A 25,653-nucleotide genomic window follows, 5' to 3' on the forward strand; every position below is an offset into this window, starting at 1 on the left:
CCCGGAGAGCGACGGCGCATGCGCAAAGAGACATCAAAACTTCTCATGACCCGACAAATCGCCCAGATGGTACGGCGAAAATCGGCACTGAGGCGCGGAACGCCGAAAGGCCCCGCGGTCGGCGGGGCCTTTCGATGAGGGTGGACGATACTGGGATTGAACCAGTGACCTCTTCCGTGTCAGGGAAGCGCTCTCCCGCTGAGCTAATCGTCCGTATTGAGTTGGAACTCAGAGCGGAAGACGGGATTCGAACCCGCGACCCTCACCTTGGCAAGGTGATGCTCTACCACTGAGCCACTTCCGCATGGCGTTGCCTTTACTTTAGCGGATCCTGGCGGGTCCGCCGTTCAGCGAGGTGGAGACGGGATTTGAACCCGTGTAGACGGCTTTGCAGGCCGCTGCCTCGCCTCTCGGCCACTCCACCAGGAGTCACACTCCGAGCGGAAGACGGGATTCGAACCCGCGACCCTCACCTTGGCAAGGTGATGCTCTACCACTGAGCCACTTCCGCGTGAACCCCAGGCTACGTGCTCCGGGCCACGGGAAAACCATATCGTCTCCGCGGAGTGCCCGTGCGCACTCGGCGGCCCGTGCGGCGAAAATTCACGGGATCAACCGCACGTCCTTCGCCATGACGAACGCGATCCGGTGCCCGAGCTGGATCTGGTGGTAGCGGATGGTGCCGGTCGTCGTGACGTGCCGCGACGGGCTGAAGGCCCCGGCCGAGTAGTGGGAGCCGGTGATCGTGTCGCCCACCGTGTACGTCTGCCCCGGCGCGATCCGGTACTGCAGCGGCGTCAGCGGCTGCGCGGCCGCCCTCGTGTACGCCGACCGCTCCGGATAGGCCCGCCCGTACACCCTGGTGCCCGCCCGCAGCGGCGTGACCAGCGGTCCCTTGGCGGGCACGGCGACCGGCCGCGCGGCCGGGTTGTGGAACCACGCCTTCTGCCCGAGGTACCAGATCGCCGTCCAGTCCCCCTGCCGCTCCGCGACCGCGTAGCGCTGGCCGGTCGAGGCGCGGGCGGCGTGGTCGTACACGCTGTACGTGCTGGCCTTGCCGCCGTGCTTGCCGACGTCGGTGACCAGGGAGGCGTTCTCACGCGGCGCCGTGCGCAGCCAGACCGTGGACGCGCCGTGCGGCGGGCAGTCCTTGCCCGCCTTCGTGGTGACGCAGCCGGTGAAGCGCGGGCGGTTGTCGTCGTACGACGGCCGGATCAGCACCGAGTCGCCGTTCTTGGCGGCCCGCAGCGGTCGGCCCATCAGCTCGAAGTAGTGGGCCCAGTCCCAGTAGGGTCCCGGGTCGTCGTGCATGCCGGCGACGGTCTGGGGAGTGGTGCCGGGAACGTTGTCGTGGCCCAGGATGTGCGCCCGGTCGAGCGGCACGCCGTACTTGTTCGCGAGATAGCGCACCAGCCTGGCCGAGGACCGGTACATCGCCTCGGTGTACCACGCCCCGCCCTTGGCCAGGTAGCCCTCGTGCTCGATGCCGATCGAGCGGGTGTTGACGTCCCAGTTGCCGGCGTGCCAGGCCAGGTCGTTGGTCCTGACGTGCTGGGCCACGTGGCCGTCGCGGGAGCGGATCGTGTAGTGCCAGCTCACGTACTTGGGGTCGCGGACCATGGTCGGGATGCCCCCGTAGCCGCCCTCGGTGTCGTGGATGACGATGTAGTCGACGTGCCGGGTCTTGAACAGGCGGTCGTGGTTGCCGTAGTCCTTGCCGCCCTTCTTGCCGAAGCGCTTGTGCGCGGCCGGCATCCACTCGCAGGCCAGGCTGGCGGGGCACTCCACCGAGGAGGAGCGGCCCGAGGCGGCGGTCACCTTGTCCGGGTCGTACGGCTCGGCGACGTCGTCATCCTGAGAGGGCTCGGCGGCGTCGTCGTACTGGTCAGGGAAGAGCTCGGCGTAGGCCTCGTCGTACGGAGGGTCGGACCGCCGCACGCGCAGGCCGGGCACCGGGTCGAGACGCACCACGTGCCCGTCGTCGGTGCTCCGCACCATGCCCTCCCTCATCACCGCGAACACCTCGTCGGCGAACTGCCGCGCCGCGGCCGGGTCGTCGGCGCCGGAGAAGCGGGCGACGGCGTCGTACCAGCCGGCGAGCCCGGCGTCCACATCGGTGCTCGGGTTGTCGTGGTAGGAGGCGAGCAGGGCCGCGCCGGCGCGGATGTTGTCGGCCGGGTCGTCGCGCAGCCGGGCGGGCGTGACGCCGATGAGCCGCCCGGCCTCGGGCAGCGTCGTGCGCGCCGGCCTCGCGGCGGCGCTCAGCGGGGACAGCATGTGCACCGGCCGGGGCGGCATCGGCCGGGTCTCGTCGCCGCGGGCGTCCCCGAGCGCGTCGCCGACGGCGAGGGCGCCGGCGGGGAGGGCGTCCACGAGGTGCATCGGCCCGTAGCCGCCGGCGGTGCTGGGCCGCCCCTCGTGCGCGTCCCACCGCGAGCCCAGGTACGCCACCCCCAGCAGCACGCTCTGCGGCACCCCGAACTCGCGTGCCGCCGCGGCGAACTCGCCCTGCCGCCCGGCCGGCGCCTCCCGTGGGGGCCCGGCCGCGGGCGTGAGGGCGGCGAGCAGCGAGAGCGGCCAGGCCAGCCAGAAGTGCATGTCCATCCCCCTGAAGCGCGTCACGACGTGACTACGCTCCGTAGCTTTCCCCAGAAAGCGCTGGGTCAGACGGGGCCAGTGTTACTGATGGGACGTGAGAAGGAGTTAGTTCCTGCCCGATTTCGGGCAGGATGTTGGCGTGCCTCGTTCCAGATGCGTAGTGTCCTCCTCTGTGTCCACGGCACGGCATCCCTACGAGGACCTCATCGCCCACCTCATCCGGACGAGCGCGCTCGGCCCGGGAGAGGCGGCGCGCGTCGTCGCCGACGTGCTGGCCTACTTCTCCGAGACGGCCGAGGAGTACGTCCGGCGCCGCCACGGCGAGCTCAAGGCGCGCGGACACACCAACGACGAGATCTTCCCCAGGATCGCCGCCGAATTACGCGGCCGCCGGGTGGCCGCGCCCGAGCTGTCACTGCGGCAGCTCCGCAGGATCGTCTACGGATAACCAGAAACGCAGAGGAGACCTCGATGTGCGGAATCGTGGCCTATGTCGGCCCCAAGGACGCGGCGCCCATCCTGCTGGAGGGGCTGCAGCGGCTCGAGTACCGAGGCTATGACTCCGCCGGGCTCGTGGTGTCCAACAAGGGGCTGAAGCTCCGCAAGGTCAAGGGCCGGGTGGCCGACCTGGCCAAGGTCGTGCCGGCCAGGTTCAAGGGCGGGCTCGGCATCGGGCACACGCGCTGGGCCACGCACGGCGTCCCGAGCGACGAGAACGCCCACCCGCACCTGTCGGCCGACCAGCGCATCGCGGTCGTGCACAACGGCATCATCGAGAACGCCGCCGAGCTGCGCGCCAAGCTGGTCGCCGACGGCGTCGAGTTCGCCTCCGAGACCGACACCGAGGTGCTGGCCCACCTGATCGCCGCCGCCGTGGACGAGAACGAGACCCTGGAGGAGGCGGTCAGGAAGACGCTGAAGAGCATCGTCGGCACGTACGGCATCGCGGTCATCGACGCCGAGCGCCCCGGCGAGGTGGTCGTGGCCCGCAACGGCAGCCCGATCGTGCTCGGCATCGGCGAGAAGGAGATGTTCGCCGCCTCCGACGTCGCCGCCCTGATCCGCTATACCCGCCAGGTCGTGCACCTGGAGGACGGCGAGCTGGCGGTGATCAAGGCCGACGGCTTCCACACCTTCTCCAGCGACGCCCGCGAGACGGCCAAGGAGCCGCTGACCGTCGACTGGGACGCCGGCCACTACGACACCGGCGGCTACGAGCACTACCTGCTCAAGGAGATCTCCGAGCAGCCCGAGACGATCACCAGGACGATGTCCGGCCGGCTCGACGAGCGCTTCCATGTCGCGCACCTCGGCGGGCTCAACATGGACGCCCGCGAGACCCGCTCGTTCCGCCGGGTGAAGATCATCGGCTGCGGGTCGGCGTACTACTCGGGCCAGATCGGCGCGCAGCTCATCGAGGAGCTGGCGCGCATCCCCGCCGACGCCGAGCCGGCCAGCGAGTTCCGCTACCGCAACCCGGTCGTGGACCCCGACACGCTCTACGTCGCGATCAGCCAGTCCGGCGAGACCTACGACACGCTCGCCGCCGTCCAGGAGCTCAAGCGCAAGGGCGGCCGGGTCATCGGCATCGTCAACGCCGTGGGCAGCGCCATCGCCCGCGAGGTGGACGGCGGCATCTACCTGCACGCCGGGCCCGAGGTCTCGGTCGCCTCGACCAAGGCGTTCACCTCCACGGCGGTCGCCTTCGCCCTGCTCGCGCTGCACCTCGGCCGGGTGCGCGACCTGTCGCCGGCCGACGGGCGGCGCATCGTGGAGGGCCTGCGCCGGCTGCCCGGCCAGATCGCCGAGATCCTCACCCAGGGCGACAAGATCGCCGAGCTGGCCCGCAAGTACGCCGGCCACCCGAGCATGATGTTCGTCGGGCGGGTGCGCGGCTACCCGGTGGCCAGGGAGGGCGCGCAGAAGCTCAAGGAGATCTCGTACGTGCACGCCGAGGCCTACCCGGCGAGCGAGCTCAAGCACGGCCCGCTCGCGCTGATCGGCCCCGAGATGCCGACGGTCGCGATCGTCCCCGACGACGAGCTGCTGGACAAGAACCTCACCACGCTCGGCGAGATCCGCACCCGCGGCGGCCAGGTGCTCATGGTCGGCCACCGGGAGCCGGACACCAAGCTGGCCGACGACGTCATCGTGATCCCGAAGAACGAGGTCGAGCTGGACCCGATCCTGCTCACCATCCCGCTCCAGCTCCTCGCCTACCACGCCGCGGTCGCGCTGGACCGGGACGTCGACAAGCCGCGCAATCTAGCCAAGAGCGTTACTGTTGAGTAATTGACTCCAATTAAGCCACATTTCGCTCTGGGTAGTGTTATCTGGGGCCGGACAGCATAAATTCGATACGTGCGGCAGTTCGACCAGCAACGGCCCAATCTCGCACGCATGTACGACTACATGCTCGGCGGGACGGACAACTTCGCGGTCGACCGCCTGGCCATCGAGCAGCTCGCCGAGCTGGTCCCGGAGGCGGTCCCGCTGGCCCGCGCGAACCGGGCCTTCCTGCAGCGTGCCGTGCGCTACGTCGCCGCCGCCGGGATCGACCAGTTCATCGACCTGGGCAGCGGGCTGCCGACCCAGGGCAGCGCGCACGAGGTGGCGCCCGGCGCCCGGGTCGTCTACGTCGACCACGACCCCGTCGTGGCCGCCCACGCCAAGGCCCTGCTCACGAACGTGGGCAGGGCCGTCTGCGTCGAGGCCGACCTGCTGGACGCCGACGACGTGCTGGCCAAGGCCGGTGACTTCCTCGACCTGGACCGGCCGGTCGCCGTCCTGCTGGTGTCGATCCTGCACTTCCTGCCCGACTCCGCCCAGCCGGGGCGGGCCGTGGCCCGGCTGCGCGAGCGGGTCGTCCCCGGCAGCTTCCTGGTGATCAGCCACGCCACCACGATGGGACGGCTGGGGGACGAGGAGGTCCCCCGCGGCTACCGGGGCTCGTCCGGGAGCGGGGGAGCGGACCGGCGGCCGTCCGAGATCCGGCGCTTCTTCGGCGAGTTCTCCCTTGATCCGCCCGGACTGGTTCAGGCCGTCGACTGGCGGCCGGACCGGCCGAAACTCGTGGGCGATTGGGCGCTGCCGTCGTCGCTCATGGCGGGCGTGGCCCGGAAAATCGATCATTCCACTTCCGCCTAAAAAGCGACATTTCACCAAATTTCGGCTGGTGGGATGTGTCGCCTATATGTGTATCTCTGCGTAATGTGTGAATAACTGTAGGTAAGGGGGATTCGCGGAGCTTCGGGGGAGAGACACATGCGCCGTCGACGTTTCCTGGCAAGCCTGCTGGCCGCGTCCGGCACGGCGGTGCTCGGCGGCTGCGGCGCCTGGCAGGCCGGCGGCGGCCCCGGCCGATCGGGGCTGCGGGCGCGGTTCGTCATCAACCCGGCCGCCCGCCGCTGGAGCGAGGTCGGGCGGGCGCTCGCCGGCGCGGCCCGCGCCGCCGGGTACGAGACCGGCACCGGCACCAAGGTCACCGTGAGCGGCCTGTCCGCGATGACCGCCGCCGAGCTCAACAACGGTCAGACCCTGCTCGACCTGGCCACCCCCCTCGCCCGGCTGGCCGGCGACGTCGAGGTCGTGGTCGTGCCCGGCGACTCCCGCTTCAAGGACTTCGAGGGCTTCGCCGCCCAGTTGCTGGCCAGGCCCGGCGCCACGCCGCTGGCCGGCGGCCCGCAGGGCGCGCCCGACCACCTGCTGTTCGGCCTGATCGCCAAGGGTATCGGCGCCGACGCCCGTCAGGTCGACTACACCGGCTATCCCGGCAGCCAGGAGGTCGTGACCGCCCTGCTGTCCGGCAAGGCCGCGGCGGCCACCGGGGCGCTCGCCGACTGGCGGGAGGGCCTCGCCCGCGGCCGGCTCCGGGCGCTCGCGGTCTCGTGCGCCCACCGGGTGCCCGAAGTGGACGCGCCGACGCTGCTGGAGTCCGGCGTACGGGTCGACTTCACCGACTGGACCGCCGCCTTCGGTCCCGAAGAGATGCCGGACGAGAGCCGCGACGCGGCCGTGCGCATGTGCGAGGAGGCGACCTCCTCCACCCGCTGGCTGGCCGCCTGCCGCGCCGCCGGCTGGGTCTCGATCCCGCTCGGCGGCGACGACTTCGTGCTGTGGCTGGCCTCCGAGGTCGAGCGCACCCGGGCCGTGCTCCATGACCTGGGGCTGATCAACTCGGCGCGAGCCACAACCTGTAGGGGCAGTTGCGGGAACGGCCACTAGATGTAGGATCCAGGTCGTCGCTGGTTCGCCCCTCGGGGCGGAGTGAAAGGGAACCCGGTGCGATTCCGGGGCTGCCCCGCAGCGGTGAGCGGGAACGACCGCCGTCATGAGCACTGGAGTGATCCGGGAAGCGACGGCCAGTAGGAGCCGATGAGGCGTGCCCGCGAGCCCGAAGACCTGCCCGCGACGTGACCGTCCATGGCCCCGAGGGAGGGCCGGCGGGGCGACGTGGCCTGCCCGCGTGGCTCTGGCGTGCCCTTCCCCGGGAATGAGCTCGCGAGGAGAGCACGTGACGCAGACCGTCGAGGCCGCCAGGCACCTGGACGCGGCCGGTCGCCGGCTGGCCATCGAGGAGGCCGCCGCCCGGGTGATCACGGACCCGGAGAACTCACGGGTCGCCGCCCGGCTGCTGGCCGAGGAGATCGCCGAGGAGGCGGCCGGGCAGGGAGTGCGCGCCTTCTCCGAGTCGGTGGCCGCCTGCCACGCGGCCGGGCTGCTCCAGGACCGGCTGGCCGCGTTCGTCGCCGAGCACGCCGCCGAGCTGGACGCCCTCGTCGACCCGGCGGCCGACGACCGTTTCGAGTATTTCGGCCTGCGCACCGTCCACGACCGTTACCTGCTGCGTCACCCCGAGACCCGGGCGGTGCTGGAGCGGCCGCAGCACTTCTTCCTGCGCGTCGCCTGCGGGCTCGCCGAGACCGTGGCGGAGGCGGCCGAGCTGTACCGGCTGATGTCGACGCTGTCGTACCTGCCCAGCTCGCCCACGCTGTTCAACTCCGGCAGCCGGCGTCCGCAGCTGTCGTCGTGCTTCCTGCTCGACTCGCCGCGCGACGAGCTGGAGGCCATCTACGAGCGCTACGGCCAGGTCGCCCGCCTGTCCAAGTACGCCGGCGGCATCGGCATCTCCTGGACCAGGGTCCGCTCGCGCGGCTCGCTGATCCGCGGCACCAACGGCCACTCCAACGGCATCGTCCCGTGGCTGCGCACCCTCGACTCCTCGGTGGCGGCGGTCAACCAGGGCGGCCGGCGCAAGGGCGCGGCCTGCGTCTACCTGGAGACCTGGCACGCCGACGTCGAGGAGTTCCTGGAGCTGCGCGACAACACCGGCGAGGACGCCCGCCGCACCCACAATCTCAACCTGGCCAACTGGGTGCCGGACGAGTTCATGCGCCGGGTCGAGGCCGACGAGGTCTGGTCGCTGTTCGACCCGAAGGAGACGCCCGACCTCACCGACCTGTACGGCGAGGAGTTCACCGCGGCCTACCGCGCGTACGAGGCGGCCGGCCGCTTCGTCCGGCAGATCCCCGCCCGCACCCTCTACGGCCGGATGATGCGCACCCTCGCCCAGACCGGCAACGGCTGGATGACCTTCAAGGACGCCGCCAACCGCACCTCCAACCAGACCGCCCGCCCCGGCAACGTCATCCACCTGTCGAACCTGTGCACCGAGATCCTGGAGGTCACCAGCGACGGCGAGACCGCCGTCTGCAACCTGGGCTCGGTCAACCTGGCCGCCCACCTGGCGGAGGGCGACCTGGACTGGGAACGGCTGCGCGGCACCGTACGCACCGCCGTGCGCTTCCTCGACCGGACCATCGACCTCGGCTTCTACCCGACGCCCGAGGCCGAGGCGGCCAACCGGCGCTGGCGGCCCATCGGGCTCGGCGTCATGGGGCTCGCCGACGTGTTCTTCGCGCTGCGGCTGCCCTTCGACTCGCCGCGGGCGCTGGAGCTGTCCACCAGGATCGCCGAGGAGATCGCGCTCACCGCGTACGACACCTCGGCCGACCTGGCCGCCGAGCGCGGCCGGCACCCCTCCTACGCCGACACCCGCGCGGCCGGCGGCGTGCTGCACCCCGACCACTACCTGCCGGCCACGCCCCGCTGGGACGCGGTGCGCGCCAAGATCGCGCGGACCGGGCTGCGCAACTCCCTCATGGTCGCCATCGCGCCGACCGCCACCATCGCCTCCATCGCCGGCTGCTACGAGTGCATCGAGCCGCAGGTGTCCAACGTGTTCAAGCGCGAGACCCTGTCCGGCGAGTTCCTGCAGGTCAACCGCTATCTGGTGGCCGACCTGCGGGAGCGCGGGCTGTGGACGCAGGAGATGCGCGACGCGATCAAGCGCGCCGACGGCTCGGTCCAGGACGTGCCCGGCATCCCCGACGACCTGAAGACGCTCTACCGCACCGCCTGGGAGCTGCCGCAGAAGGCGCTCATCGACCTCGCCGCGGCCCGCCAGCCGTACATCGACCAGTCGCAGTCGCTCAACCTCTTCATGGCCGCGCCGACCATCGGCAAGCTCTCCTCGATGTACGCCTACGCCTGGAAGAAGGGCCTCAAGACCACCTACTACCTGCGCTCGCGCCCCGCGACCCGCATCGCCCAGACCACCGTGGCCGCCGCCCCGGCCGCCCTGGACGCGATCGCGTGCTCGCTGGAGAACCCCGAGACCTGCGAAGCCTGCCAGTAGTAGCCCCCTCACCGACGTCAAGGAGTCCCACGTCATGCTGCTCGACCCCGGAATGGACCTCACCCTGCGCCCCATGCGCTATCCGGACTTCTACGAGCGCTACCGCGCCGCCATCCGCAACACCTGGACCGTCGAGGAGGTGGACCTGCACAGCGACGTCGCCGATCTGGCGCGGATGACGCCGCAGGAGCGGCACCTGATCAACCGGCTGGTCGCCTTCTTCGCGACCGGCGACTCGATCGTGGCCAACAACCTCGTGCTCAACCTCTACCAGCACGTCAACGCGCCCGAGGCGCGGCTCTACCTGAGCCGGCAGCTCTTCGAGGAGGCGGTGCACGTGCAGTTCTACCTGACGCTGCTGGACACGTACCTGCCGGATCCCGACGAGCGGGTCAAGGCGTTCGCCGCGGTCGAGCACATCCCGTCCATCAGGGACAAGGCCGAGTTCTGCTTCAAGTGGATCGACTCGATCGGCGGGCTCGACCGGCTGGAGGACGCCGGTCAGCGCCGGCAGTTCCTGCTCAACCTCATCTGCTTCGCCGCCTGCATCGAGGGCCTGTTCTTCTACGGCGCGTTCGCCTACGTCTACTGGTTCCGCTCCCGCGGCCTGCTCGGCGGCCTGGCCACCGGGACGAACTGGGTGTTCCGCGATGAGTCCATGCACATGGAGTTCGCCTTCAGCGTGGTCGACACCGTGCGCGCCGAGGAGCCGTCGCTCTTCGACGACGAGCTGGGCAAGCAGGTGACCGCCATGCTGGAGGAGGCGGTCGCCGCCGAGCTGGCCTTCGCCGAGGACCTGTGCGGCGAGGGCATGCCGGGCATGGGCGTTGACCAGATGCGCCAATACCTCGAATACGTCGCCGACCAGCGGCTGACCCGGCTCGGCCTGCCCCGCAGGTACGGCTCGGCCAACCCCTTCGCGTTCATGGAGCTCCAGGACGTGCAGGAGCTGGCGAACTTCTTCGAAAGGCGTGTCTCCGCTTACCAGGTGGCGGTTGAGGGCAATGTGAGCTTCGACGAGACGTTCTAGGATTTTTAGGGGGCAAGAGCGTGCAGCATCCGGCGGACTGGCCGATCCTCGTGTTCTCGGTGATCGGATCCATCCTCCTGGTCGAAGTGGTCCGGCGGGTGCTCGGCAGGATCGGGCGCAAATGGGCGCTCGCCCAGCACCTCGTGGAGCGCTGCACGTGGCCGGCGTTCGCGGTGGCCGCCGTGGTGGCCACCAACGTGGTGTTCGGGGTGGGCATCCTCGGCGAGTCGGGCCGGCAGCGGGCCCTCGCCGAGGGCGTGGACCGGGTGCTGGGGCTGCTCACCATCGCCGCGGTGACCTGGCTGATCGTGCAGGCCTCGTACGCGCTGACCGACGTCGTCCTCGACCGGCTGGTGCAGATCGAGGGCGAGCGCAACCGGCGGGCCCGGCGCATCATGACCCAGATCGCGCTGGTCCGCCGCATCGCCGCCGCGGTCATCATCGTGATCGCGGTCGGCGCGATGCTCTTCTCCTTCCCCGGCGTGCGCGCGCTCGGCGCCGGCCTGCTGGCCTCGGCCGGCATCGCCGGCGCCGTCGTCGGCATCGCCGCCCAGCCCACGATCGGCAACGTGCTCGCCGGGCTGCAGCTCGCCTTCAGCGACGCGCTCCGGCTGGACGACGTGGTCGTGGTCGAGGAGGAGTGGGGGCGGATCGAGGAGCTGACGCTCACGTACGTGGTGCTGCGGCTCTGGGACGAGCGGCGGCTCGTGCTGCCGGTCAGCTACTTCACCCAGAACCCGTTCGAGAACTGGACCCGGCACGGCAGCCGCGTCCTGGCCGCGGTCCAACTGCGGGTGGACTGGTCGGTGCCGGTCAAACGGCTGCGCGAGGCGCTGTACGAGTTCCTCCAGGGCAACCCGCTGTGGGACCAGAAGGACTGGACACTGCAGGTCACCGACGTGCTGCCCAACGGGCTGGTCGAGCTGCGCTGCCTGATGAGCGCCGCCGACTCGCCCTCGGCGTGGGACCTCAAGTGCGACGTGCGCGAGTTCCTGGTCGACTACGTGCGCGACAACCATCCGGAGGCGCTGCCCCGCTTCCGCGTCGAGAGCGCGGGGCTGCCCGGATAAATGGATGGCTCTCTGCCGATCATCCGCTTAACGTGGTGAATGTCCGGCAGCGAACCGCTTGATCTTCCTTCGCGGCGGCCCTGAAAGAAGAGGGCCGCGGGCCGCGGCCTGGCCGACGGGATTGGCGCCCCCCGGCCGGACCCCGCCCACACCCCGGGCCGGCTCACGCCGGCCGAGCCCGGGGTCCACACGTCGCGGCTGGCGGGCTACGCGTTCGTGGGGAAGCCCAGGTTCACGCCGCCGTGCGAGGGGTCGGGCCAGCGGGATGTGACGACCTTGCCCCTGGTGTAGAAGTGCACGCCCTCGGTGCCGTGCACGTGCGTGTCGCCGAACAGCGACGCCTTCCAGCCGCCGAAGCTGTAGAACGCCATCGGCACCGGGATCGGCACGTTGACGCCGACCATGCCGACCTCCACCTCGCTCTGGAAACGCCGGGCCGCGCCGCCGTCGTTGGTGAAGATCGTCGTGCCGTTGCCGTACTCGCAGTCGTTGATGACCTTCAGCCCCTCGTCGTACGACGACACCCGCACGACGGACAGCACCGGGCCGAAGATCTCGTCCACGTGCGTCCGCGAGCTGACGGGCACGTGGTCGAGCAGGGTCGGGCCCAGCCAGAAGCCCGGCGTCTCCGCGGCCCTGCCGCCGCCGAGCACGGGGGCGTCGCGGCCGTCGACCACGAGCGTGGCGCCCTCCTGAACCCCCAGGTCCAGGTAGGAGGCGACTTTGTCCCGGTGCGCCCGGGTGACCAGCGGCCCCATCTCCGACTTCGGGTCGTCGCCCGGCCCGACCACCAGCCGCTCGACCCGCTCGACGATCTTCCGTACGAGCTCGTCGCCGATCGGCTCCACCGCGAGCACCACCGAGATCGCCATGCACCGCTCGCCCGCCGAGCCGAAGCCCGCGGACACGGCGGCGTCGGCGACCAGGTCGAGATCGGCGTCGGGCAGCACCAGCATGTGGTTCTTGGCCCCGCCGAGCGCCTGCACCCGCTTGCCGTGCGCGGTGCCGCGCTCGTAGACGTGCCTGGCGATCGGGGTGGAGCCGACGAACGACGCCGCCCGGACGCCGGGGTGTTCGAGCAGCCGGTCCACGGCGACCTTGTCGCCCTGCACGACGTTGAACACCCCGTCGGGCAGCCCCGCCTCCTTCCACAGCCGCGCCATGAGCAGCGACGCCGACGGATCGCGTTCCGACGGCTTCAGCACGAACGTGTTCCCGCACGCGACCGCGATCGGGAACATCCACATCGGCACCATGACCGGGAAGTTGAACGGCGTGATCCCCGCCACCACGCCCAGCGGCTGACGCATCGAATAGGAGTCGACCCGGGTCGAGACGCCCTCGGAGAAAGCGCCCTTGAGCAGGTGCGGGATCCCGCACGCGAAATCCAGCACCTCCAGCCCGCGCGCCACCTCGCCCAGCGCGTCCGAGTGCACCTTGCCGTGCTCCGCCGAGACCAGCGCGGCCAGCTCGTCGCGGTGGGCCTCCATCAGCTCGCGGTAGCGGAACAGCACCCGGGCCCGCTTGACCAGCGAGGTGTCACGCCAGGCGGGGAAGGCGGCCGCGGCGGCCGCCACGGCCGCGTCCACGTCGGCGGGCGAGGCCAGCGCGACATGCCCGCCGACCTCCCCGGTCGCCGGGTCGAACAGCTCGGCGGAACGGGCGTCGCCGTCCGCGCGGGCGCCGTTGATCCAATGCCTGACCGACCTCACAGCTCTCCCTTCCCCCCGGCCCAACCGTTGGACCGGAACGCCAGCTCCACGACGTCCACGAGCGCGCCGTCGGCGCAGGCCCTCGCCACGACGTCGGCCGCGGCGACGACGTCCGGGTGGCCGTCGCCGACGGCGAACCCCACTCCGGCCGCCGCGATCATGTCGTGGTCGTTCGGGTTGTCGCCGATGGCGGCGACCTGCTCCATCGGCACGCCCATGGCCGCGGCCAGCGCACGCAGGGCGGTGCCCTTGGTCGCCTGCTCCGACAGCACCTCCAGGTAGGTCGCCTCGGAGCGGACCGTGACCGTACCCGGGATGTCCAGCTCGGGGAACGGGCCGCCGATGAGCATGCACTTGACGATCTCGTCGGGCGGCAGCGCCGCCCAGTCGCCAGGGTCGCGCAGCGTGATCCCGTCGCGCCTGGCGTACTCGCGTAGCTCGGGCACGTCGTGCACGGCCAGCGCCTCCCCGCCGGAGAACGCGACCGGGTAGACCCCCTCGGGGAGCTCGCCGAACAGGCCGAGCAGCGTCTTCCACGCGCTCGCCGGCAGGTTGCGCGAGCGCAGCACGGCGCCCGCCGCCGGGTTCACGGTCGCGGCGCCGTTGTAGAGGATGGCGGGCCCGTCCAGGCCCAGCTCGTCGTAGTAGGGGCGGGCGGAGCACTCCATGCGGCCGGTGGCGAGGATCACCTCGCCGCCCGCGGCGCGGAAGCGGCGCAGGGCCTCCCGGCTGGCAGGGACCATGGCCAGGTCGCGGCCGACGAGGGTGCCGTCAAGGTCCGTCACGATCCAGCGGATCATCGGGAGCTCCCCGCCCCCGCGACATCGGCCCGCGCGGACTCCGCCCTGCCGGCCCGCGCCGACTCCGCGACGTCGGCAAGCACGGAGCCCGCGAGGTCGAAGCCGCCCACGGTGGCGAGGTAGCCGCCCGGCTCGAAGACGCTGCCCGACAGCGGGATGTAGACGCCGCCGGCCTGCTTGATCAGGAGGGAGCCCGCGGCCACGTCCCAGGCGTTGACGCGCGTGCCGTAGGCCACGTCGGACCAGCCGGCGGCGACGTGCGCGAGCTTGAGCGCCGCGCTGCCGGGACGCCGGATGGCGGCGAACGCCTGGGTCATCCGCGAGAAGCGGCGCAGCGCGCCCTCCTCGTCCTCGGCCAGGTCGCGGGGGGTGGGGTAGCTCGACAGCAGCATCGCCTCGCGCTCGGTGGCGGCGCCGGCGCTGCGGATCGGCTCGCCGTTGCAGACGGCGCCGCCGAGCCAGGCGGTGAACTCGTCGTCGCGTACGGGGTCGTAGACCACCCCGGCCACCACCTCGCCGTCGAGCGCCGCCGCGATCGAGGTGCAGAAGAACGGCAGGCCGGCGGCGAAGTTCGCGGTGCCGTCGATCGGGTCGACGTACCAGCGGACGGCGCCTTCGCCGCGCGTGCCGCCTTCCTCGCCGACCACCACGCTGTGGGGGCAGCGCCGTTCCAGAACGGCGCGGATGTCCTCCTCGGCCGCCTTGTCGTGCACGGTGACCGGGTCGTGGAAGTCACGCTTGGTCTGGATCTCGGGGCGGGAGCGGAAGGCGCCGCGCAGGCGGTCGCCGACCGCCCTCGCCGCCTCGACGGCGATGTCGGCCAGCTCGCGAGAGGTGTTCACATCCATGTCTGCTCCAGGAGTCTCAGCAGGGCGCGGGGGTCCTCGACGGTGGCCTGAGGGCTCTGCCGCACCGCGTACGGGATCTTGTCGGTGCTCGCGGAGACCATCAGGACGGTCGCGCCCACCCCGGCCCGCGCGCCGCAGATGACGTCACGGTCGTAGTTGTCCCCGACGTACCAGACGTCGGCCGGGTCCACGCCCAGGGACCGGCAGGCGAGCCGGATCATCTCGGGGTTCGGCTTGCGGACGCCGACCTCGTCGCTGTACACCTGCACCGCCACCTGGTCGTCCAGCCCGGCGGCGGTCATGTAGTCGCGGTGCACGGCCCCGGACAGGGAGTTGCTGACCACCCCGGGGACGACGCCGTGCTCCCAGCAGGCGGCCAGCAGCTCCGTCATGCCGGTGCGGAGCTTGCGGTCGCTGCGCAGCTCGCCCATGCGCTTGCACAGGGGCGTCGCCTCGACGGTCACCAGCGTGCGGGCCCGCTCGGGCCAGTCCGTGGCCACGAACTCGGCCCAGAACCTGCGGTGCGTCATCTCCTCCGGGGCGAACTGCCGGGAGGTGGAGTCCTTCCAGTACTTGTCGGCCCGCGCGGCGGCCCGGATGTCGCTCTCGACCTCCTCGGCCGTGAGCCCGTCGAACCCGGTCCGCACGAGGAGCGCGTGCACCTCGGCGGCCAGCTCGGCGGCCCAGGACGGGCGTTTGACGGTCTCGACGATCACGCCGCCGAAGTCGAGGAGCAGCGCCTCGGGACGGTTCACGCGCTGACCTCCGCCCGGTCCCAGGAGGTGATCCGCGCGCCGTCGGCGCCGAACAGGTGCAGCTGCTCGGTCCAGCAGGTCAGCACGTCGCCCGGGCCGGCCTGGACCGGCTGGTAGGACACGGCGTACAGCTCGGTGTCGAGCACGCGCAGCCGTACCGTCCAGGAGGAGCCCGCCGGCAGCACGGCCTCCACCACCGCCTCCTCGCTCCAGGCGGCGGCGGGCGGGGTGCCGAAGCGCAGCGCCTCCGGCCGGATGCCGACGGCGGCCGGGGTGCTCTGCGCGCCGCGCGACTCGACGAAGCGCAGCAGGGACGCGGCCAGCCCGCCGGGGGAGGCGCCCGCGTCCACGATCGCCATCGGCGGACTGCCGACGAACTCGGCGACGAACCGGTTGGCGGGCCTGGCGTACATCTCCATCGGGGCGGCGAGCTGCTGCAGCTCGCCCTCGTTCATGACGGCCACGTCGGTGGCCATGGTGAGCGCTTCGAGCTGGTCGTGGGTGACGAAGACGATCGTCGCGCCGCTCTCCTCGTGGATGCGCTTGAGCTCGGCGCGCATCTCCAGGCGCAGCCGGGCGTCGAGGTTCGACAGCGGCTCGTCGAGCAGGAGCACCGTGGGGTTGACCGCGAGCATCCTGGCCAGGGCGACGCGCTGCTGCTGGCCGCCGGACAGCTGGGAGGGGTAGCGGTCCATGGCGGCGTCGACGTGGACCATCTTCAGCGCCGCCTCGGCCCGCGCCCGCCGTTCCGGGCCGGGCACCTTGCGCATGCGCAGGCCGAACTCCACGTTCTCGCGCAGCGACAGGTGCGGCCAGAGGGCGTAGTTCTGGAAGACCAGCCCCATGGCGCGTTTCTCGGGAGGGACGTAGATCCCCTGCTCGACGGAGTCGAGGACCCGGTCGCCGACGGCGATGCTGCCCGCCGTGGGCTGTTCGAGACCGGCGATCATGCGCAGGGTGGTGGTCTTGCCGCAGCCGGAAGGGCCGAGCAGGCACATGAAAGCGCCGTCGGGGACCACGAGGTCGAGGTTCTTCACAGCGAACTCTCCGCCGCCGTAGCTCTTGGAGATCGCGCTGAGGGTGATGTCCGGCATCTATCCTCCTAGTCCGGAAGCCAGGCTGCTCTTGGTGAGGCGCTGGGTCAGGTAGGTCATGGTGAAGGAGAGCAAGGCGATCATGAGGACGACGCCGTTGGCGAGCTGGGTGTAGCCGTAGTCGACCAGGCCGATCGACAGTGTCGTGAGCAGCTGGGTCCCGGTGGTGGTCAGCATGATGACGATGCTGAGCTCCTTGAGCCCTGAGATGAAGGGCAGCACGATCCCGGTGACGAGCGCGCCCTTCTGGATGGGGAAGATGATCCTGCGCATCCGCTGCCACCACGACGCCCCGGCGATCTGCGCGGCCTCCTCCGGCTCCCTGCCGAGCTGCATCATGGCCGCGATGCCCGAGCGTGAGCTGTAGGGCAGGTGCGTGACGGCCATGACCAGGATGAGCAGGAACGTCGTCCCGTACAGCGCGGGGACGGGCCCGCGGGCGACGGCGAACAGCGACAGCGAGGCGGCGGCGAAGGCGATGCCGGGGATGAGGTAGGGCAGGAAGGAGACCTGCCGCAGGAAGGCCGCGATGCGCGGGGCCGTCCCGCGCATCACCACATACCCGACGAGCAGGCCGGCGACGGCGCAGATCAGCGAGGCCAGTCCGACGATGCGCACCGAGTTCCACGCGGCCTCCCACAGCTCCGAGCCGCGCAGCACGCCGTGCGGGAAGCCGACCGCGCCGGGGAGTTTCTCGGCGATCCAGAAGTCGAGGGTGAAGGTCGACAGGTCCAGCGGGGTCCTGGTCACCGTGGACAGCAGCAGGGTGAGCACGGGGACGAGCACGCTCACCGCGAAGACCGCCATGCCGAGCGCGTAGGCGGGCCAGCGCCAGTGGCGCAGGTCGCTCAGCCGGTCCATCGCGCCCTTGCCGCCTACAGTGACGAATCTGCGCTGCTCGCGCATCAGCCGCATGTCGGTGAAGACGATCACGATGCCGATGATCACGATGACGGTGGCGAGCACGGAGGCCACGCCGGTGCTGCGGTCGCGGATCGACTGGAACAGCCCGGTGGACAGCACCCGGTAGTCGGTGGGCAGCCCCAGCACGTACGGCGTGCCGAACGTGCCGAGCACCCGCCCGACCACGAGCAGCACGGCCGACGACAACGCGGGCAGCATGAGCGGGATCACGATCCGCCGGACCACGACGCGCCGCGGCGCGCCCAGGATCCGCGCCGAGTCCTCCAGTTGCACGTCGATGCGGCGCAACGCGTTGCCCACCAGGAGCAGCACGAACGGGTAGTAGTGCAGCCCGAGCGTGACGATGATCGGCAGCGGGCCGTAGGCGAGCCAGTCCGGCGTGCGGATGCCCTGGGCCTGGAGGAAGCCCACCTGCCCCGCGGCCCGCTCGTTCTTGAACAGCGTCAGCCAGGCCAGCGAGAACGTCCACGACGGCAGCATGTACGGCACCACCAGCGCCCCCGCCAGCCACTTGCGTCCCGGCACGTTCGTCCGGGTCACCAGCCACGCCATGCCGCCGCCGAGCACCAGCGCGAACAGGGTGGTGCCCACGGCGACGACGAGCGTGTTGACCAGCGGCTCCCAGAACAGCAGCTCGCTGATCTGGGAGCGGAAGACCCGCCACAGGTAGTAGCCGGTCCACTCGCCGGGCTGCTGGCCGGCGTGCACCTCGTCGCCGTACTGCAGGCGGAAGGCGTCGGACAGCACCGCGAACAGCGGGGCCACGACGAGGTAGGCCAGCAGGACGACGAGGATCAGGCCGAGCGCGGCCGTCGGGTCGTGCCGCATGACCTGCAGGCGGTAGAGCAGTCTGCGCCGTCTCGGCGGGCGAGGTGGCGGCTCCGTCTTCGTCACAACAGCCATGGCGTTTCCTTCGGGGGGTAGGGCATCAGTGACTTCTCTTGGGCTCAGTGACTTCTCTTGAGCATCGCGTCGGCGAGGGCGTCGGCCGACTCTCCGAGCCGCCGGCCCACCGCGTCCAGGCGGGACAGCAGCTCGCGTTCGCGCAGGGTGTCCATCTCCAGACGCCCCGCGAACAGCGCGGTGAGCCTCGCCTGGTAGAGCTGGCGCACCCGGCTCTGGGACTTCCTGGTGGCCAGCAGGGCGGCCATGACGGAGCCCGGATCGCCGAGGATCTTCACGAGGGCCTGTTCCAGCTCGTCCAGCCCGTCGATCACGGCCTGCAGCGGCTCGACGGCGAAGCTCAGGTCGGACAGCCCGAACAGGTCGGCCTCGCGGACGAAGTCCCGGAGCTGGTCGAGCACGTCGTCGATGGAGCGGGAGAGCCGGAACAGATCCTCCCTGTCGAGGGGGGTGGCCAGCGTCCGCGACAGCGCCCGGACGAGCTCGGCCCGCGCCTCGTCGCCCTCGTGCTCGACCACGGACATGCGGGCGCGGGCCCGCGTGCTCTCGACCGTGCCCGACGCGGCCGTGCACGCCAGTTCGGCGCCTTCCCGCGCGCTGGCGACCTGGCGGCGGAGCAGGTCGATCACCCGCCGGCCGGTACGGCCCCGCAGGTCGTCCAGGACCCTGCCGAGCCGGCCGGCGCGGCCCTTCGCGCCGCTCACAGCAGCCTCAGCCCGAGTCCGGCCAGGCAGCCCAGCACCAGGGACGACGGGAGGGTGACCAGCCACGCCGTGCCCATGTTCACCACGCCCTGCCATCGCACCCTCCTGCTTCCCTCACTGGCGGCCACGCCGACGACGCCAGCCGTCACCGACTGGGTCATGCTCACCGGGCTCCCCAGGGCCGAGCTGCCGAGCACGGCGCCGGTGGCCGCCGTCTCGGCCGACAGCACGTGCAGCGGCCGGGCGATGACCAGGCCGCGGCCGATCCGCTCGCCCACCCGGTCGAGGCTGGTCAGGGACCCGGCCAGGAACAGCGCCACGAGGACGGCCATCCACGCGGGGGAGACGGCGACGGGCCCGACCCCGCCGAGTCCGTTGCGGCCCACGTCGAGCGCCACGCTCACGACCGCGATCATCTTCTGGCCGTCGTTGACGGCGTACGCGGTGCACTGGGCCGCGTACGCCACCAGGTGGGCGGCCAGCACGAGCCTGGGCATCCGCCGGTAGGACGGCACCCGGCGGGAGGCGGTCCCCAGCAGGTAGCCGAGGACCAGGCCGACCACGGGAGCGCAGAGCCCGATCGCGAGCACGCCGGCCAGGCTGCCCCACGACACCGGCACGCCGGCGCCGAGGCCAGCGCCGGAGATGCCGCCGATCACGGCCAGCGTGAGGCTGGTCGGCAGTCCTCTGCCGGTCAGCACCGCCACCACCACGATCGCGACCACCACGCCGACCAGGAACACCGCCGCGCCGATGCTGGTGCCGAGGCCCGCCAGCCCCTCGGTGAAGGTCCGCGCCACCGCCACGCCCAGCACGTACGGCACCGCGAACAGGATCGTCACGAGCAGCGTGACGGCCACCCAGCCGGGCATGTGCGGGAACCGCAGCCCGAGCCCGATCAGCGTGGCCGCGTCGTTGGCCCCGCTGATCAGCACGAACAGGACGGCCACCAGGGCGAAGGCCAGCGTCCAGCCCATCAGAGGTAGGACCGTTGGTCGCGTTTGGCCTCGTCGTAGCGTTCGCGCGCGGCCCGGGCCTCGGGCAGCGCGGACACCTCGGCGACCGGCACGTCCCACCAGGCCTCGGCGTCAGGGCCGTCGCCGGGGACGGGCTCCACGTGGACGACGGTGGTCCTGGTGGACTCCTTGGCCTTGACCAGGGCCGCCCGCAGGGACTCGGGAGTGTCGGCGCGCAGCACGTCGGCACCCAGGCTGGCGGCGTTGACGGCCAGGTCCAGGGGCAGGGGCGCGCCGTCGAGCTCGCCGCCCGCGCCGCGCGCCCGGTAGGCGGTGCCGAGCCTGCGCGCGCCCACGGACTCGCTGAGCCTGCCGATCGAGGCGAAGCCCTGGTTGTCCACCAGGACGATGACGAGCTTGACGCCTTCCTGCACGGCCGTGGCGATCTCCTGGGCCATCATCAGGTAGGAGCCGTCGCCGACCAGCACGATCACCTCGCGCTCCGGCGCGCCGAGCTTCACCCCGAGCCCGCCGGCGATCTCGTAGCCCATGCACGAGTAGCCGTACTCCACGTGGTACTGCTCGGGGTCGCTCGCGCGCCAGAGCCGGTGCAGGTCGCCGGGCATCGAGCCGGCGGCGTTGACCACCACGCCGCCCGCGGCGATCTCGTTGACGATGCCGAGCGCGACGGGCTGCGTGAGCTGCGTCCCCGCGTAGGCGCGGCCGACCTCGGCCTGCCAGGCGGTGGCCAGGGTCGTGGCCCGGCGGGTCCAGTCCGCGTCGGCCCGCCAGTCCACCTCGTCGAGCGCGCGCAGGGCCGCGCGGGCGTCGGCGACGAGCATCAGGCCGGAGTTCTTGGCCGCGTCGAAGGCGGTGACGTTCACGTTGAGGAACCTGGCCTGCCCGAACAGCGTGCGCGAGGCGGTGGTGAAGTCGGTGTAGCGGGTGCCGACGCCGATGACCAGGTCCGCCTCGCGGGCCAGGGTGTCGGCGGCCCGCGTGCCCGTGTGGCCGATCGCGCCGACCGCGCAGGGGTGGTCGTACGGCAGCGCGCCCTTGCCCGCCTGCGTCTCGCCGACCGGGACGCCGTGGTTCTCGGCGAACCTGGCCAGCTCCGTCCACGCCTCGCTGTACCTGACCCCGCCCCCGGCGACGATCAGCGGCCGCCGCGACTCCCGCAGCAGCTCGACGGCCCTGGCCAGCGCGGCGGGCTCGGGCACCGGTCGAGGCACGTGCCACACCCGCCTGGCGAACAGCTCCTCCGGCCAGTCGTGCGCTTCGGCCTGCACGTCCTGCGGGAGCGCCAGCGTGACGGCGCCCGTCTCGGCCGGGTCGGTCAGCACCCGCATCGCCGCCAGCATGGCTGAGGGCAGCTGCTCGGGCCGGTTGATCCGGTCGAAGAAGCGCGACAGCGGGCGCAGCGAGTCGTTGACCGACACGTCGTAGGAGCGCGGGTCCTCCAGCTCCTGCAAGACCGGTCCCGCGGCCCGCGTGGCGAAGATGTCGCCGGGCAGCAGCAGCACGGGAAGGCGGTTGATCGTGGCCAGCGCCGCCCCGGTGACCAGGTTGGTGGCGCCGGGGCCGATGGAGGCCGTGCAGGCGAACGTCGACAACCGGCGCCGGGTGCGCGCGTAGCCGACGGCGGTGTGCACCATGGCCTGCTCGTTGCGCGCCAGGTAATAAGGCAGCGGATCGCCCGTGCCCGCGCCCTCCTCCGCCAGGGCCTGGCCGATCCCCGCCACGTTGCCGTGGCCGAAGATGCCGAGGACGCCGGCGATCAGCCGGTGTTCGACGCCGTCGCGCTCCGACCACTGGTTGGCGAGGAAGCGCACCAGCGCCTGCGCCGTGGTCAGCCTCATGACGCACCTCCCGCGGGCACCGGCCGGGGGCCGGTCGCCTCCAGCAGGCTCAGCGCGGTGTCGACCGCGCCCTCGACGTCGCCGCCCGGCGGATAGAGCAGCGTCCTGCCGACGACCAGGCCGCGCACGCCGGGCAGGCGCAGCGCCCTGCTCCACGAGCCGAACATCTCGTCGGAGTCCTGGCCGGAGTCGCCGCCCAGCAGCAGGACGGGCAGGGTCGTCGCCTCCATGACGCGCTCCATGTCCGCCACGACCGGGAGCTTGAGCCAGGTGCGCGCGGAGGTCGCGCCGAGCGCCTGGCCGACGCTGACGCTGCGGATCACCGCCTCGGGCGACAGGTCGTGCCTGACCACGCCCTCGTGGCGGCTGGACCAGAACGGCTCGACCATCGCCATCAGGCCGTGGCCGGCCAGTTGGGTCACGGCCTCGCCGCAGTGGGCCAGGGTGGCGGCGGTGGCGGCGTCCTCGGGGGCGATCCTGCACAACATCTTGCCGCCGTCGAGCCCCATCGCCGCGATCGAGTCGGCGTCGTAAGCCGTGAACCTGTCGTCGAACTCGAACACCGCTCCCTGCACGCCGCCGCGGTTCATCGACCCGATGACGAGCTTGTCGTCGAGCGCGCCGAGCAGCAGCAGGTCCTCGACGATGTCGGGGGTGGCCAGCAGGCCGTCCACGCCCGGCCTGGCCAGGGCGGTCATCAACCGGTCCAGCAGGTCCACGCGGTTGCGCATGGCCATGGGGTGACCGGCGACCCCGAGCGAGCCGCGCGCGGGGTGGTCGGCGGCGATGATGAGCAGGTGTTCCCTGCCGTTCCTGAGCGGTCTGCGCCTGCGCGCGGCGGCCGCCTCGGCGACCAGTTCCGGCTGCCAGGCCCGCTCGTCGAGCAGTCTGCGGTAGTCCTGCTCACGCATGGGTGAGACCTCCTTCCGAGTGGGTGGACAGGGCGGCCTCGATCTCGTCCACCGTGGGCATCGCGGGCGCGCAGGCCAGGCGTCCCGCGACGATGGCGCCCGCCGCGTTGGCGAAGCGCAGCGTGCGCTCCAGCGGCCAGCCGGCGAGCAGGCCGTGGCAGAGCGCGCCGCCGAAGGCGTCGCCCGCGCCGAGGCCGTTGACGACCTCGACGGGGACGGGCGGGACCCGTACCGTCTCCGTCGCGGTCATGCCCAGCACGCCGGCCGAGCCCTGCTTGACGATCGCCAGCTCGACGCCGGCCGCGAGCAGGGCCGCGCCGGCCGCGACCGGGTCGCGGGTCCCGGTGGCGACCTCGACCTCGTCGAGGTTGCCGACCGCGACGGTGACGTGCCGGAGCGCGGCGCGCACCCGCTCGCGGGCGAGCGCCGCGCCGGGCCAGAACATGGGCCGGTAGTCCAGGTCGAGCACCGTGTACGGCCGGCGCCCCCGGGCCCGCCACGCGGCCAGATGCGCGCCGAGCGACGGCTCGGCCGACAGCCCCGTCACGGTGGCCCAGAACAGCCCGGCCCGCGTGACGGCGGTCAGGTCCAGCTCGCCGGGCGAGATCTCCAGGTCGGGGGCCCGGTCGCGGTAGAAGTAGAGCGGGAAGTCCTCGGGGGGCCTGATCTCGCAGAACGTCACCGGGGTCGGCCGCCCCGGCACCGCGGTGACGAGGCTGTCGTCCACGCCGTACGCGCGCAGCGCGTCGTGGACGAACGCGCCGAACGGGTCGTCCCCGGTCCTGGTGATCACCGCGCTGCGCCGGCCCAGGCGGGCGGCGGCCACGGCCACGTTCGTCGCGCTGCCGCCCAGGTACTTGCCGAACGTCTCCACCTGCCGCAGCGGCACGCCGACCTGCAGCGGGTAGACGTCCACGCCGACCCGGCCCATCGTCAGCACCTCCGGCGGCCTCACGCGAGGCCCCGCAGGAACGCCACGCTCGCGCGGACGTCGTCGGCCGGGCCCGCCCCCGCCGGGGGCTCGGCGTCGAGGATCACGTCCTGCTCCATGACGTACCAGCCGGTGTAACCGGCGGCCGTCAGGCCCGCGACGATGCTCTTGACGTCCACGTCGCCCAGCCCGAGCCGGCGGTAGATCCCGGCGCGCACGGCCTGGGTGTAGGACAGCTCGCCGGAGCGCACGCGCGCCGCGAGTGCCGCGTCCACGTCCTTGAGGTGGACGTGGGCGATGCGGCCGGGGGCGCGGCCGACGACGTCCAGCGGGTCGGTGCCGCCGATGAGCAGGTGGCCGGTGTCCAGGCAGAGCGCGACGGAGCTGCCTTCGAGCACCCGGTCCACCTCCCGGCGGCTCTCGACCATGGTGCCGACGTGCGGGTGGAGGGTGACGACGCGGCCCGCCCGCGCCGCCTCCGCGGCGATCCGGTCCAGGTTGCCGAGAAGGGTGCGCCAGCCGGTCTCGTCCAGCTCGGGGCGGGTGTCGTAGCCGTCCTGGCCGGTGGCGGCGGCCAGCACCACGACCGTGCCCGCCTCGAACCCGGACCACGTGGCCCGCAGTCCCGGCAGCGGGTCGTGGCCGGGGTCGTGCAGGACCACGGGGACGAATCCGCCCACCGGCCGCAGCCCGTGGTGGCCGAGCAGGTCCTGGTCGGCGGGCAGGAAGCCCTCGGGGCCCAGCTCGGTGGCGGTCAGACCGAGCTCGGCCATCTCGGCGAGCACGCGTCCGGCGGGGAGCTGGTGGCCCCAGCCGGGGACCTCGCAGACCCCCCAGGAGATGGGGGCGGCGGCGATCCTCACTTGGTCACCTCCGTGACGCGCACGCTGCGGCCCTCGCGGCGCGACAGGTCGGCCGCCTCGGCGAGGTGGAGCGCGGCCAGGGCGTCCCGGACGGTGCAGGGGCTCTCGATCTCGCCCCGCGCCATCGCGAGGAACGCGTTCATCTCCTCGACGTACGCGGCCTCGAACCTGCTCTGGAAGTCCGGCCACGGCGGCCCGGCGGGATCGAGACCTTCGGCGGAACGCAGCGGGGTCCGGTCGCCCAGCCCGGCCGTCCAGGTGCCGCGGGTGCCCGCGAGCTCCATGCGCACGTCGTAACCCGCGCCGTTGTAGCGCGAGCCCTGCAGCGTGACCAGGGTGCCGTCGTCCATGGTGATGAGCGCGGCGCTGTTGTCGACGTCGTCGGACTCGGCGAAGAACTCGGCGCCGCGGTTGGCGCCGATCGCGTACACGCTGTCGGCCTCGTGGCCGGTGACCCAGCGCAGGATGTCGAAGTCGTGGATGTGGCAGTCGCGGAAGATGCCGCCCGACTGGGCGACGTACGCGGCGGGAGGGGGCGCGGGGTCGCCGGTCAGCAGGTGGACCCGGTGCAGCTCGCCGAGCTCCCCGGCGCGCAGCGCGGTGCGCGCGGCCGTGTAGCCGGCGTCGAAGCGGCGCTGGAAGCCGATGTGCACGGGGGTGCCGCTGCGCTCGGCCGCCGCGGCGACCCGCAGGGTCTCGGCCACGGTCGGGGCGGCGGGCTTCTCGCAGAACGCCGGCACCTTCAGCTCGCAGGCCCGCAGCAGCGCCTCGGCGTGGGCGGACGTCGGGGTCGTGATCACCACCGCGTCGGCGTCGAAGGGGTCGCCGACCCGGGCTCCCAGCCGTCGCGCCGCCTCCTCGGCTCTGCTCGCGTCCACGTCGGTGACGACGAGCTCGTCGACGAGAGCGGACAGGGTCGCGGCATGGAACATGCCGATCCGCCCGAGGCCCAGTAGACCCACACGCATGATCGCTCCTCATCCAGGGGTCTCCAGTTG

General features: G+C 72.0%; 21 protein-coding genes, 4 tRNA genes and 1 riboswitch. Of the genes, 7 read left to right on the forward strand and 18 right to left on the reverse strand.

Annotated features, from left to right (window positions below; all coding sequences use genetic code 11):
- Nucleotides 1–141: 141 nt before the first annotated feature.
- The 5 genes from ACBR40_RS18835 to ACBR40_RS18855 all read right to left on the reverse strand — a co-directional run bounded on the left by ACBR40_RS18835 (nt 142) and on the right by ACBR40_RS18855 (nt 2,598).
- A tRNA-Val gene (locus tag ACBR40_RS18835) sits at nt 142–213 on the reverse strand.
- 19 nt (nt 214–232) lie between these two features.
- Nucleotides 233–304, reverse strand: a tRNA-Gly gene (locus ACBR40_RS18840).
- Nucleotides 305–353: 49 nt separating this feature from the next.
- Nucleotides 354–424 (reverse strand) — tRNA-Cys (locus tag ACBR40_RS18845).
- Between the two features lie 15 nt (nt 425–439).
- A tRNA-Gly gene (locus tag ACBR40_RS18850) sits at nt 440–511 on the reverse strand.
- Nucleotides 512–603: 92 nt separating this feature from the next.
- Entirely contained in the window at nt 604–2,598 is a 1,995-nt protein-coding gene (locus ACBR40_RS18855; protein ID WP_371249554.1) for an N-acetylmuramoyl-L-alanine amidase, read from the reverse strand.
- Between the two features lie 172 nt (nt 2,599–2,770).
- On the opposite strand from ACBR40_RS18855, the gene ACBR40_RS18860 reads away from it, so the two are divergent.
- The 7 genes from ACBR40_RS18860 (at nt 2,771) to ACBR40_RS18890 (ending at nt 11,395) form a co-directional block, all read left to right on the forward strand.
- On the forward strand, nt 2,771–3,046 hold the full coding sequence (locus ACBR40_RS18860) for a hypothetical protein (protein WP_091082922.1): 276 nt from the start codon (nt 2,771–2,773) through the stop codon (nt 3,044–3,046).
- Nucleotides 3,047–3,069: 23 nt separating this feature from the next.
- Nucleotides 3,070–4,890, forward strand: a complete 1,821-nt coding sequence (gene glmS, locus ACBR40_RS18865) for a glutamine--fructose-6-phosphate transaminase (isomerizing) (RefSeq protein ID WP_344211774.1) — start codon at nt 3,070–3,072, stop codon at nt 4,888–4,890.
- A 69-nt stretch (nt 4,891–4,959) separates the two neighbouring features.
- The gene (locus ACBR40_RS18870) at nt 4,960–5,745 is read left to right on the forward strand and encodes an SAM-dependent methyltransferase (RefSeq protein WP_371249555.1); all 786 of its coding nucleotides are present in this window, start codon (nt 4,960–4,962) and stop codon (nt 5,743–5,745) included.
- Between the two features lie 117 nt (nt 5,746–5,862).
- A complete protein-coding gene (locus ACBR40_RS18875; protein ID WP_371249556.1) occupies nt 5,863–6,822 on the forward strand; it encodes a Bug family tripartite tricarboxylate transporter substrate binding protein in 960 nt (319 codons plus the stop codon).
- 4 nt (nt 6,823–6,826) lie between these two features.
- A riboswitch (cobalamin riboswitch) is annotated at nt 6,827–7,022 on the forward strand.
- Nucleotides 7,023–7,111: 89 nt separating this feature from the next.
- Nucleotides 7,112–9,295 carry a ribonucleoside-diphosphate reductase subunit alpha gene (locus ACBR40_RS18880; RefSeq protein WP_344211768.1) on the forward strand — a complete coding sequence of 728 codons (2,184 nt, stop codon included), beginning with the start codon at nt 7,112–7,114 and terminating at the stop codon, nt 9,293–9,295.
- A 34-nt stretch (nt 9,296–9,329) separates the two neighbouring features.
- Nucleotides 9,330–10,325: a ribonucleotide-diphosphate reductase subunit beta gene (locus ACBR40_RS18885; protein WP_364444774.1), complete on the forward strand. Its 996-nt coding sequence runs from the start codon at nt 9,330–9,332 to the stop codon at nt 10,323–10,325.
- 20 nt (nt 10,326–10,345) lie between these two features.
- Entirely contained in the window at nt 10,346–11,395 is a 1,050-nt protein-coding gene (locus ACBR40_RS18890) for a mechanosensitive ion channel domain-containing protein (protein ID WP_344211764.1), read from the forward strand.
- 206 nt (nt 11,396–11,601) lie between these two features.
- Here the strand turns inward: ACBR40_RS18890 and ACBR40_RS18895 are convergent, their stop codons facing one another.
- Genes ACBR40_RS18895 through ACBR40_RS18955 form a run of 13 tightly spaced genes read right to left on the reverse strand, consistent with a single transcriptional unit; the run spans nt 11,602 to nt 25,623 of the window.
- Nucleotides 11,602–13,107 (reverse strand): CoA-acylating methylmalonate-semialdehyde dehydrogenase, encoded by a 1,506-nt coding sequence (locus ACBR40_RS18895; protein ID WP_371249557.1) that lies wholly within the window; start codon nt 13,105–13,107, stop codon nt 11,602–11,604.
- On the reverse strand, nt 13,104–13,907 hold the full coding sequence (locus tag ACBR40_RS18900) for an HAD-IIB family hydrolase (protein WP_364444779.1): 804 nt from the start codon (nt 13,905–13,907) through the stop codon (nt 13,104–13,106). Before ACBR40_RS18900 ends, ACBR40_RS18895 begins: the two co-directional genes overlap by 4 nt.
- On the reverse strand, nt 13,904–14,755 hold the full coding sequence (locus ACBR40_RS18905; RefSeq protein WP_371249558.1) for an inositol monophosphatase: 852 nt from the start codon (nt 14,753–14,755) through the stop codon (nt 13,904–13,906). Before ACBR40_RS18905 ends, ACBR40_RS18900 begins: the two co-directional genes overlap by 4 nt.
- A complete protein-coding gene (locus ACBR40_RS18910) occupies nt 14,746–15,510 on the reverse strand; it encodes an HAD family hydrolase (RefSeq protein ID WP_371249559.1) in 765 nt (254 codons plus the stop codon). Before ACBR40_RS18910 ends, ACBR40_RS18905 begins: the two co-directional genes overlap by 10 nt.
- Complete coding sequence (locus ACBR40_RS18915; RefSeq protein WP_344211754.1) at nt 15,507–16,604, reverse strand: ABC transporter ATP-binding protein; 1,098 nt, start codon at nt 16,602–16,604, stop codon at nt 15,507–15,509. Before ACBR40_RS18915 ends, ACBR40_RS18910 begins: the two co-directional genes overlap by 4 nt.
- Complete coding sequence (locus ACBR40_RS18920) at nt 16,605–18,431, reverse strand: ABC transporter permease (protein ID WP_371249560.1); 1,827 nt, start codon at nt 18,429–18,431, stop codon at nt 16,605–16,607. It abuts the gene before it with no gap.
- A 44-nt stretch (nt 18,432–18,475) separates the two neighbouring features.
- On the reverse strand, nt 18,476–19,135 hold the full coding sequence (locus ACBR40_RS18925; RefSeq protein WP_364444785.1) for a DUF47 family protein: 660 nt from the start codon (nt 19,133–19,135) through the stop codon (nt 18,476–18,478).
- The gene (locus tag ACBR40_RS18930; protein ID WP_344211748.1) at nt 19,132–20,112 is read right to left on the reverse strand and encodes an inorganic phosphate transporter; all 981 of its coding nucleotides are present in this window, start codon (nt 20,110–20,112) and stop codon (nt 19,132–19,134) included. The genes ACBR40_RS18925 and ACBR40_RS18930 overlap by 4 nt, the downstream gene beginning before the upstream one ends.
- A complete protein-coding gene (gene iolD, locus ACBR40_RS18935; protein ID WP_371249561.1) occupies nt 20,112–21,950 on the reverse strand; it encodes a 3D-(3,5/4)-trihydroxycyclohexane-1,2-dione acylhydrolase (decyclizing) in 1,839 nt (612 codons plus the stop codon). The genes ACBR40_RS18930 and iolD overlap by 1 nt, the downstream gene beginning before the upstream one ends.
- Nucleotides 21,947–22,861, reverse strand: a complete 915-nt coding sequence (locus ACBR40_RS18940; RefSeq protein ID WP_344211744.1) for a deoxyribose-phosphate aldolase — start codon at nt 22,859–22,861, stop codon at nt 21,947–21,949. The genes iolD and ACBR40_RS18940 overlap by 4 nt, the downstream gene beginning before the upstream one ends.
- A complete protein-coding gene (gene iolC, locus ACBR40_RS18945) occupies nt 22,854–23,792 on the reverse strand; it encodes a 5-dehydro-2-deoxygluconokinase (protein ID WP_371249625.1) in 939 nt (312 codons plus the stop codon). The genes ACBR40_RS18940 and iolC overlap by 8 nt, the downstream gene beginning before the upstream one ends.
- Before the next feature lie 20 nt (nt 23,793–23,812).
- Complete coding sequence (locus ACBR40_RS18950) at nt 23,813–24,655, reverse strand: TIM barrel protein (RefSeq protein ID WP_371249562.1); 843 nt, start codon at nt 24,653–24,655, stop codon at nt 23,813–23,815.
- On the reverse strand, nt 24,652–25,623 hold the full coding sequence (locus ACBR40_RS18955; protein WP_371249563.1) for a Gfo/Idh/MocA family oxidoreductase: 972 nt from the start codon (nt 25,621–25,623) through the stop codon (nt 24,652–24,654). Before ACBR40_RS18955 ends, ACBR40_RS18950 begins: the two co-directional genes overlap by 4 nt.
- Nucleotides 25,624–25,653: the final 30 nt, after the last annotated feature.

Source organism: Nonomuraea sp. AD125B (genome assembly GCF_041402765.1).
GTDB classification, from domain to species: Bacteria; Actinomycetota; Actinomycetes; order Streptosporangiales; family Streptosporangiaceae; genus Nonomuraea; species Nonomuraea bangladeshensis.

Bases quoted from the DNA above. Each gene is read 5' to 3' on its own strand.
- ACBR40_RS18855 (WP_371249554.1), bottom strand. From the start codon at position 2,598: ATGCACTTCTGGCTGGCCTGGCCGCTCTCGCTGCTCGCCGCCCTCACG.
- glmS (WP_344211774.1), top strand. From the start codon at position 3,070: ATGTGCGGAATCGTGGCCTATGTCGGCCCCAAGGACGCGGCGCCCATC.
- ACBR40_RS18875 (WP_371249556.1), top strand. From the start codon at position 5,863: ATGCGCCGTCGACGTTTCCTGGCAAGCCTGCTGGCCGCGTCCGGCACG.
- ACBR40_RS18885 (WP_364444774.1), top strand. From the start codon at position 9,330: ATGCTGCTCGACCCCGGAATGGACCTCACCCTGCGCCCCATGCGCTAT.
- ACBR40_RS18900 (WP_364444779.1), bottom strand. From the start codon at position 13,907: ATGATCCGCTGGATCGTGACGGACCTTGACGGCACCCTCGTCGGCCGC.
- ACBR40_RS18905 (WP_371249558.1), bottom strand. From the start codon at position 14,755: ATGGATGTGAACACCTCTCGCGAGCTGGCCGACATCGCCGTCGAGGCG.
- ACBR40_RS18915 (WP_344211754.1), bottom strand. From the start codon at position 16,604: ATGCCGGACATCACCCTCAGCGCGATCTCCAAGAGCTACGGCGGCGGA.
- ACBR40_RS18920 (WP_371249560.1), bottom strand. From the start codon at position 18,431: ATGGCTGTTGTGACGAAGACGGAGCCGCCACCTCGCCCGCCGAGACGG.
- ACBR40_RS18930 (WP_344211748.1), bottom strand. From the start codon at position 20,112: ATGGGCTGGACGCTGGCCTTCGCCCTGGTGGCCGTCCTGTTCGTGCTG.
- iolD (WP_371249561.1), bottom strand. From the start codon at position 21,950: ATGAGGCTGACCACGGCGCAGGCGCTGGTGCGCTTCCTCGCCAACCAG.
- ACBR40_RS18940 (WP_344211744.1), bottom strand. From the start codon at position 22,861: ATGCGTGAGCAGGACTACCGCAGACTGCTCGACGAGCGGGCCTGGCAG.
- iolC (WP_371249625.1), bottom strand. From the start codon at position 23,792: ATGGGCCGGGTCGGCGTGGACGTCTACCCGCTGCAGGTCGGCGTGCCG.
- ACBR40_RS18955 (WP_371249563.1), bottom strand. From the start codon at position 25,623: ATGCGTGTGGGTCTACTGGGCCTCGGGCGGATCGGCATGTTCCATGCC.